This window comes from Candidatus Riesia pediculischaeffi, from assembly GCF_002073895.1.
GTDB classification, from domain to species: domain Bacteria; phylum Pseudomonadota; class Gammaproteobacteria; order Enterobacterales; family Enterobacteriaceae; genus Riesia; species Riesia pediculischaeffi.
The window spans coordinates 527,270-536,306 of sequence record NZ_CP012839.1; the positions used below are offsets into that span (position 1 = coordinate 527,270).

The following is a 9,037-nucleotide window of genomic DNA, read 5'->3' on the forward strand; positions in this document are numbered from 1 at the left end:
ATGTTTTCTAAAAAGAAACGCTATATGAAAAGAATCGAGGATATCGGATTTTCCTGAAGAAAATTGTTGCGGAGCACACGTTGATAGAACCATAGAAATTGGACTTTTTTTTTGATCGATGGAGAATGTGGAATTTCGAAGAATGCAAGGAGAATAGAATCTATCGTTGGAAAAACGCTGTAGCAATGGTACAAAATGACAGAAGAACGATACAAAAGCTTGGAAAAATGTTGCAATCTTGTCCTAAAACAATAGTAAAAAGATTGGATTCTCGTTTAAGAAATTCCAAAGGAATAAAGAATTCATATATAAAAGTGAAAAAAATATTAGAAAATCGTACTATAGATGATCTAATTAAAAAATTTACAATCATTCAAGAAAAAGTTTACTTTCTTGAAAAAATTAGAAGATTTTAACAACTCATAAGTTAAAGATATCATGGTTCATTTAGTGAAAAAAAATATACCCTTCCATAGCTCTTTTATTTTCAAAGGAAGAAAAAAGAATATACTTATCGATTGGAATTAGCAAAGAACTATCTAGAATAATTCAGGAAAAAAGTTGGCTTTTTTATTACTGAAAGATTATCAAACTGGAAAGGAGGAGATCGTTTAGCTCAAATTAGTGCGGATGAATTTAATGAAGATGAAGGTGTACTTTCGTGTTCTCTTTCCACTTTGGTAAAGAAGTGGATCGTTTCCAATCATTTAACAGAACTAGAAGATATTTAACCGTCGACATCATTTTTTAAGATAAAATATGAAATTTGGAATGTTAATTCCTACTTATCGCATCAAGCTTAATCAAGTAGATTAAAATAAATTGATCATATAATTCTCAAGAGGAAAAAAGGATGCTTATTTTGACTCGTAAAATTGGCGAAACTCTTACGATAGGTGATGAAATCAAGATTACAGTTCTTGGTATAAAGGGTAACCAGGTGAGAGTCGGTATTAGTGCTCCAAAGAGCATACCGGTGCATAGAGAAGAAATCTATCAAAAGATCCAATCTGAAAGAAAAATGAAATAGTTCGCACAGATTGGTTCGTTTCGATTTTGAAAAATTCAAGATTAAATAAAGGTTCTTGGTGTAACTTATATCCTATAGTTTTTAAATTCATTGAGATCACTTTTTAATTTATAGGTGGTTTAACCATCTCATAGAGCATGTTGGTGAGATGACCGAGAGGATTAAGGTGCTCTCCTGCTAAGAGAGTATGTTTAAAATACATCGAGGGTTCGAATCCCTCTCTCACCGTGTTTGAATTTCATGCATCCATAGCTTAGTTGGAAAGAGCACTCGGCTACGAACCGAGAGGTCGGAGGTTCAAATCCTTCTGGATGCGAGATGTATTCATAATTTTTAATTTTTCTGAACTTATAGAAAGTCAGTATATTTTCAAAATGGATCTCCCTGATATATCAGAAAAACTGCTTCTTCTTAAGAAATTTCCTAACGTATTGTTCGGATTACGTAGAGGAATTGAAAGAGAAACTCTGAGAATTACTCCCGATGGAGAAATTTCGCACTCCTCACATCCAAGAGGTCTGGGAAAGTCTTTAACACATCCATGGATCACAACTGACTTTGCAGAATCTCTTCTTGAGTTTATTACTCCAGCACACCATGATATTAAATACATATTAAAATTTTTAAGGGATCTTCATCGCTTTACTTTAAAAAATCTTGATGATGAACTGATATGGCCGATGAGTATGCCATGTTTTCTGAGGGATGAATCTAATATTAATTTAGCAAGGTATGGAATTTCCAATTTAGCGAAGTTCAAAATGTTGTATCGAGTAGGACTGAAAAATCGATACGGATCTTCGATGCAAGTTATTTCTGGAATACACTACAATTTTTCGTTTTCTCTAAATTTTTGGAAATTGTTGTTAAGTTCACAAGATGAAAGAAACCGATTAGAGAAAGTTTCAGATGGATATTTTAGGATAATCCGAAACTATTATAAATTTGGATGGGTGATACCATATTTGTTCGGAGCATCTCCATGTATATTGAGATCTTTTATCAAAGAAGATATCTTTTCGATGAAATGCGGAAAGGAAGATACATATTATCTACCATACGCAACTTCCTTGCGATTGAGCGATATTGGATACACTGGAAAATGTCAGAACAAAATTGAAATTGAAATAAACGGATTGCAAGATTACATCCGATCGATCAAAAAGGCTTTAAATAAACCTCATCCTAAATTTGTCAACTTAGGACTAAAGGATAAATTAGGAAAACCTTTACAGTTGAACACTAATGTCTTACAAATAGAAGATGAACTGTATTCAACAATAAGACCTAAAAGATCCATAGTACCAGGAGAATCTTATATCGATTCGATTTTAGAAAAAGGGATAGAATATCTCGAGATCAGATCCCTAGATATTAATCCTTTTACCGCAATAGGAATACATGAAAAACAAATTTTTTTCTTAGACCTCTTTTTGATATGGTGTGCTTTGGCTGAATCTCCTTTTATGAACACGAAAGATCTTTATCTTTGTAAAAATAATTGGAAAGAAGTTGTTCTACATGGTAGAAAACCAGGTCATAGAATCTTAGTAAACAACATTTCAACTTCTATCAAAGAAATAGGAAACGACCTTTTCGATGAGTTCACAAAAATTGCTGACGTACTAACGCATGTATTTTGTTCTAAAAAATATAAGGTCGTTTGCAACGAACTTAGATTGATGTTTGACAATCCAGAACTCACCTATTCTGGAAAGATGATGAATTTGATGGTTAACGATGGGATGTTAAAATACGGTTTAGATCTAGCCAGAATGTATCAGAAAGAATTAAAAAAAGAACATTTTGAGATTATTTCAGATCGAGATTTTGAAAAAATGAGAAAATTTTCCATTAGAAGACAAAAGGAAATCGAAGAATCAGACCAAATCAGTTTCGAAAGGTATTTAAAAAATAAGATGAAACAATACTTTGTTTGAAGCATATCCTTTCAAGGTCAAAGGATAAAGTGATACAGTAAAATACTATTTTTTGATTCCTAATGGATCGATTTCTTCTGAATAACATAGCTAAAGAACCAATTAAACGATTTTATTTGTTCAAAGTTTAATTTATTAAACCAAATGTATGTTTGAAAATCTTACTAAAAATTTCACAGATCTTTTTGAAAAAATTAGAAAGCGAGGAAAGTTCACAAAGCATCTTTCAAAAGATTCTTTGAAACGAGTTAGAGATCTTTTGATCGACTCAGATGTCTCTGTCCTTGTAGCAAAAAAGATCGTTCAAAAAATTGAAAAGGAGATTTCTAAAAGAAAGATATATGAGAGTTTTAATCCAGATAAAAATTTCGTCAAAATCGTTCAAAAAGTTCTCGTTCAGATAATCGGGGAGAAGTTCGATCCAATTAGATTATCGAAAAACGAAGATCTCATAATATTGATGGTTGGATCGAAAGGATCTGGAAAGACAACCACGACGGCTAAATTGGGAAGAGTGTTGAGAGAAACATATAATAAGAAAGTGTTGTTGGCATCTACCGATGTTTTACGTCCAGCGGCTTTCGAACAACTTAAGAAGTTATCAAGCTTCTGATCTGGATTTTTTTGATTTCGATCGCTCAAAAAATTCTGCTGATTTAGCTAAACTCGCTATTTCTCATTTTAAATCTGGCGATTATGATGCATTGATCGTCGATACTATGGGATGCATGCATACTGATTTAAAGAAAATGATGGAAATCAAAAAAATTCATGGAATCGTGCATCCATCAGAAACCTTTTTTGTTGTAGATTCCATGATCGGTCAAGATATAATCAATTCATCAAAGGTATTCAACGAAATGTTTTCCTTAACTGGAATCGTTCTTACAAAAATGGATGGAGATTCTAGAGGTGGATGTGCCTTATCGATTAAAGAGATTACTGGGAAACCAATAGCTTTTTTAGGAACTGGGGAAAATGTCAAATCGATGGAAGGGTTTCATCCACACAAAATAGTTTCAAGAATCTTAGGAAAAGAAGATATATCCTCGTTGATGGACGATATTAAGAAAGAATTTTCTATAAATTTTCAAAAAAATATCTTTCAAAAATCTCAGAAGAACGTATACAAATTCAATTTAAACGATCTTTTAGAACAGTTAAATTATATTAGTAGTGCTGATAATATTAAGAGAATTTTAGAAAGAATTCCGCATGTAGGATACGGTCTTAACAAGTTTACTAAAGATATGGATGAAACCTTCTTTAAGAAGATGAGAGCGATCATTCAGTCAATGACTTATGAAGAAAGGAGCAATCCAGAAATTATTAAAGGTTCCAGAAAAAAGAGAATTTCTTTCGGATCCGGAACAAAAATACAAGAAGTAAATTTTCTGTTGAAAAAATTTCAGGAAATTAAAAGAATTGAAAAAAGTTTAAGAAAGAGAAAATTTTTAAGTTCATAAGAAAAGAGGTAGAAAATGGTGACCATTCGACTTTCTAGATTTGGAAGAAAGAGAAATCCTTTTTACAAGATAGTTGTTACTGATAGTAGATGTGTTAGTAGGGGATCTTTCATAGAGAAGATAGGTTTTTTTAACCCATTTTCTTTGAAGAAGAAGGATCTATTTCAAATAGATGTAGACCGATTGACATACTGGAGGAACAACGGTGCGAAACTCTCGAAGAGAGTTAAATGGATCCTTAAATCTGTGAAAGGTAATTAGAAAGCTCTATCAGATTTTTCTAAAATCACGGAAGATCGTAGAAATTAGATCAAGATTATTTGAAATAGGCGATTTTGTTGTATCTTTTTATAAATTCATAAATGTTGTTTTTCTCAATGATTATAAAGTTTTTAGGACGATCATCGATTTACAACGTTATTCTCAAGGTTGATTATTGTCGAAATATACGGTTCAAAGATCAACTTCTCCAGATACAGAGTTAGAACAAATTTTAAAAATCGATAAAAATAAATGAAGATTGGTATCATCAGCTTATTTCCAGAGATGTTTTCATCGATCATTAGATTTGGAATCATCCGTCAAGCTATCAAAAAAAAGTTGCTGAAGTTATACTTTTATGACCTTAAAGATCAATGTAGAAAATATAGAAATATCGATGATCGTCCATACGGAGGGGGATATGGCACTGTAATTATGGCTGATCCGGTTGTTAAATCGATACAATTAGCAAAAGAAATGATAGGAGATGAATCAAGAATTCTATACCTTTCCCCTCAGGGAAGGGTTCTCGAACAGAATAGCATTCGAACTTTTTTAGATGAACGAGGATTCATTCTAATATGTGGAAGATACAGAGGTATGGATGAAAGAGTTATTCAAAATGAGATCCATGAAGAATGGTCGATCGGAGATTACATACTAAGTTGTGGAGAATTTGCAGCCATGGTCGTAATCGATTCTGTAGCAAGATTAATTCCAGGTGTAGTAAATTGTCAAAAATCTATTGATAGGGATTCCTTTTCGAATGGGCTTCTGGATCATCCACATTACACGAGACCGAAAACGATATTTGGTCTGGATGTTCCTTCTGTTTTACTATCTGGAAATCATCAAAGAATTAAGGTATGGAGAGAAAAACAGTCTCTCGGTCAAACTTGGCTAAAACGACCGGAATTATTGAAGAAGATTCATCTCACTCAAAGACAGAAACTTTTGTTAAATTCGTTTCAAAAAGAATACAAAGACAAAGAACATTAATTTTTCATCAGCAAGAATACTTTATCTATCAAAACATGAAGAATATTATTCAAGAAATAGAAGAATCACAAATGAAAAGTGACCTTATCGATTGTAGAGCAGGAGATACGGTAGAAATTTTAAGTTGGGTAAAAGAAAACAATAAAAGAAGATTACAATCATTCGAGGGGATCATTATCTCAATTAAAAACAAAGGATTACAATCAAGTTACACAGTTAGAAAAATATCTCAAGGAGAAGGAGTAGAAAAAGTATTTCAGATCCATTCTCCCGTTGTTGAAAAGATCATAATGAAACGTTTAGGAAATGTTAGAAAATCTAAGTTATATTTCTTAAGGAATAAGAAAGGAAAATCCGCAAAAATCAAAGAGAACATCAACAAAAGAAGAAGATTAACATCTTTAAGGACAAACAACTCTCACCGCAAAATATTATAGCAGATTATTTTTGACAAAATACTGTTGACAGCATCTTGACGCTACCTTTTAGGTCACAGATCTGTTGTTTACTTTTTTGAACAATATCTCGATTATCATTGACCTACTTTAAGGTGATTAAGGATGTCATGTTCTACTGTCTAATTTTTTACAGGTTTCTTAAATAACTTGGGTTGATTCATCAGATATCGTCTTCGTAGTACAAATGAAAGCGTTATGATTGTTAAAATCTGTCCGTAAATTTTCAACAACGTTGCTAAGTTCGATCGTTTTCTCTTTAATAGGAATTGAATACTAATGTGAGAGCAGAACATAATAGAACGATTCCTTATGAAAGATCTTAGAAGTTTCAGATATGGAAGGTAGAATTTCTCAAGAGAATATTTCTATTAAATATACGAAATCGTCATATTTTTATATTTTTTTAGAACATCTTTCAGAAGGATCAAATCCTATTTTTTTAAAAAATGTTTTACGACTAGAAACACGAGATGTTATTCTTGTTTCTAGACGCTTAAGATGATGGTAGCAGTTTTTTGTAAACGTTAAATCGACGTAAAAACTGCATCGTATGCTGTAATTACAAACATCGATTTTTCTTTTGATTTCTTAAAAAGAAGAAATATTTTTTATAATCAGTTTAATTCTTATAAGATAGAGAAAATCACATAGAAAAACATACGATGCATACTATTCATAAGTATATATCTTCAGCATAGTTAATACGATGAAACGTCCTCAATGAAAATCAAAATCAAGATAAGTCCGCTGTCGTATCCTAAAAGGATCGATAAAGTCATTTACGAACATCTGATAAATTATTCTCGGTCAGATATTAAAAGATGGATCATAAAAAAAAAAGTTTACGTTAATCAAGTTCTAATAGATAAACCAAGCACCAAACTCTCGGGGAGAGAATGCATCCTAATCGAAGATATAGAAAATAGTAAGGAAGAATATTATCCTAAGAATATTCCATTAAATGTCGTTCATGAGGATGGATCAATTATTGTGATAGATAAACAACACAATCTTTGTGTCCATCCAGGAAAAGATCACGAACAAGATACCTTATTGAACGCTCTAATACACCATTTTCCGAAATTAAAGGATGTTCCAAGGGCTGGGATTGTACATAGGTTAGATAAAGATACTAGCGGACTAATGATCGTTGCTAAAAGTAGTCATATCCAAAATCAATTGATGAAACTTTTTAAAATAAAAAAAGTTAGAAAAGAGTACGAAGCTGTAGTTTACGGTAACATCAATATCCATGGAACAATAGATCAGCCCATCGGAAGACATCCTGTAGATAGAAGAAAAAACTTTGTCTGTCGTTTCGGAAAAAAATCCAGGACTCAATATTATGTTGAAGAAAACTTTAACGGATTTACAAGGTTAACTTTATCATTAGAATCAGGAAGACGTCATCAAGCCAGAGTGCATATGAAATATATTAATCATCCAATCGTCGGCGATCCTCTGTACCATGATAAAAAGCTTTCAAAAATGAAAAAAAATCATATAAGCAATTCAGTAAAAGTTGAACATATCATATCTAGACAAGCTTTACACGCTAAGAAGCTTAGCATACTACATCCAACTTTAAAAAAGATGATCACTTGGAAATCAGACGTACCTAAAGATATCACGCACCTTGTTCATACACTGCGTGAAAATAAAAAACTATGAAATCACCTACATCTTATATCGATTTTCATAATCGTTGAATGAAGAAACGATGATTTCTTCATATTTTATTTAATCACCGTTAAAACTTTCGCGTATCGTATAGGAAATTGAAAGTTGCACGAAACTGTTCTCAAAAAAATTAATTCAAGATTTTGAAATATTTATAATATGAACGAGATTTAATGATCTCTAATGAGAGATGTTGAAGAGGTCAGACCGACTTACAAAAATACTAAAGCGATAAATATCTCATTGATAAATTTTGAAGAGATGACATAAACCTGTAAAAAATTAAATACTCACGATTGAAAACGGTGATTTATATGGGAACAAAAGGATAATAAGTTATCAATAAATAGATTCCAATGAACAGCAAGATATCTTATACTATAACTGTATAAGATAATAAATTGTATTACCATTTGATCCTGCTAAAGATTTTACTTTTTATTACAAAAGATGAATTCATGTTCAGATGTTCTAACAAAATGTAGAAACAAGAAGCAATCGATATTTTTCTTACTAATTAAACAGAATTAGAAGAGCTCTTTAAAAATCTATGTGAACACTTGTAGTAATCAAGATAAGGAAAGAGTTAAATTAATTTGATCACAAAGGTGTTTCGTCTACATGTTGTATAAAAAGACGATAGAGGTTTCTCGTTCAATTAACTATACTTGAACTTTCATTCAATTGAAGAGTTTGATCATGGCTCAGATTGAACGCTGGCGGCAAGCCTAACACATGCAAGTCGTGCGGAATGGTGTAAACCATTTAGCGGCGTACGGGTGAGTAAAATATGGGAATCTGCCTGAAGAAGGGGGATAACTGTCGGAAACGACAGCTAATACCGCGTAAGCTCTCGGAGAGGAAGCTTTTCAAGAGGAAAGTGGGGGATACACCGTGTAAACGGTGTACCTCACGTCTTCAGATGAGCCCATACGAGATTAGCTAGTAGGTCGGGTAAATGCCTACCTAGGCGACAATCTCTAGCTGGTCTGAGAGGACGATCAGCCACACTGGGACTGAGATACGGCCCAGACTCCTACGGGAGGCAGCAGTGGGGAATATTGCACAATGGGCGAAAGCTTGATGCAGCTATGCCGCGTGTATGAAGAAGGCCTTAGGGTTGTAAAGTACTTTCAGTTGTGAAGAAAACGATGAAGATAACACCTTCATCGAATGACGTTAGCAACAGAAGAAGCACCGGCT

At 32.7% G+C, this 9,037-nt stretch carries 10 protein-coding genes, 2 tRNA genes and 1 rRNA gene (1 of these 13 only partly in view); all 13 read left to right on the plus strand.

The window, feature by feature from the left end; genetic code table 11:
- The first annotated feature begins 40 nt into the window (after window positions 1-40).
- Complete coding sequence (locus tag AOQ87_RS02800; protein WP_143323101.1) at window positions 41-115, plus strand: hypothetical protein; 75 nt, start codon at window positions 41-43, stop codon at window positions 113-115.
- A gap of 10 nt (window positions 116-125) precedes the next feature.
- A complete protein-coding gene (locus AOQ87_RS02400; protein ID WP_039719797.1) occupies window positions 126-416 on the plus strand; it encodes a hypothetical protein in 291 nt (96 codons plus the stop codon).
- A 437-nt stretch (window positions 417-853) separates the two neighbouring features.
- Window positions 854-1,030 (plus strand): carbon storage regulator CsrA, encoded by a 177-nt coding sequence (csrA, locus tag AOQ87_RS02405; protein ID WP_039719798.1) that lies wholly within the window; start codon window positions 854-856, stop codon window positions 1,028-1,030.
- Between the two features lie 142 nt (window positions 1,031-1,172).
- Window positions 1,173-1,258 (plus strand) — tRNA-Ser (locus AOQ87_RS02635).
- 14 nt (window positions 1,259-1,272) lie between these two features.
- Window positions 1,273-1,346 (plus strand) — tRNA-Arg (locus tag AOQ87_RS02410).
- Window positions 1,347-1,404: 58 nt separating this feature from the next.
- Entirely contained in the window at window positions 1,405-2,970 is a 1,566-nt protein-coding gene (gene gshA, locus AOQ87_RS02415) for a glutamate--cysteine ligase (RefSeq protein WP_039719799.1), read from the plus strand.
- 148 nt (window positions 2,971-3,118) lie between these two features.
- On the plus strand, window positions 3,119-3,583 hold the full coding sequence (locus AOQ87_RS02735) for a signal recognition particle receptor subunit alpha (protein WP_080626665.1): 465 nt from the start codon (window positions 3,119-3,121) through the stop codon (window positions 3,581-3,583).
- Window positions 3,531-4,436, plus strand: a complete 906-nt coding sequence (locus AOQ87_RS02740) for a hypothetical protein (protein WP_080626666.1) — start codon at window positions 3,531-3,533, stop codon at window positions 4,434-4,436. Before AOQ87_RS02735 ends, AOQ87_RS02740 begins: the two co-directional genes overlap by 53 nt.
- Before the next feature lie 15 nt (window positions 4,437-4,451).
- Window positions 4,452-4,697 carry a 30S ribosomal protein S16 gene (rpsP, locus tag AOQ87_RS02430; protein ID WP_039719800.1) on the plus strand — a complete coding sequence of 82 codons (246 nt, stop codon included), beginning with the start codon at window positions 4,452-4,454 and terminating at the stop codon, window positions 4,695-4,697.
- A 252-nt stretch (window positions 4,698-4,949) separates the two neighbouring features.
- On the plus strand, window positions 4,950-5,696 hold the full coding sequence (gene trmD / locus AOQ87_RS02435) for a tRNA (guanosine(37)-N1)-methyltransferase TrmD (RefSeq protein WP_039719801.1): 747 nt from the start codon (window positions 4,950-4,952) through the stop codon (window positions 5,694-5,696).
- Between the two features lie 35 nt (window positions 5,697-5,731).
- A complete protein-coding gene (gene rplS / locus AOQ87_RS02440) occupies window positions 5,732-6,133 on the plus strand; it encodes a 50S ribosomal protein L19 (RefSeq protein WP_080626667.1) in 402 nt (133 codons plus the stop codon).
- Between the two features lie 741 nt (window positions 6,134-6,874).
- On the plus strand, window positions 6,875-7,825 hold the full coding sequence (locus AOQ87_RS02445) for an RluA family pseudouridine synthase (RefSeq protein ID WP_080626668.1): 951 nt from the start codon (window positions 6,875-6,877) through the stop codon (window positions 7,823-7,825).
- A 690-nt stretch (window positions 7,826-8,515) separates the two neighbouring features.
- A 16S ribosomal RNA gene (locus AOQ87_RS02450) occupies window positions 8,516-9,037 on the plus strand; it runs 1,059 nt beyond the window's last position.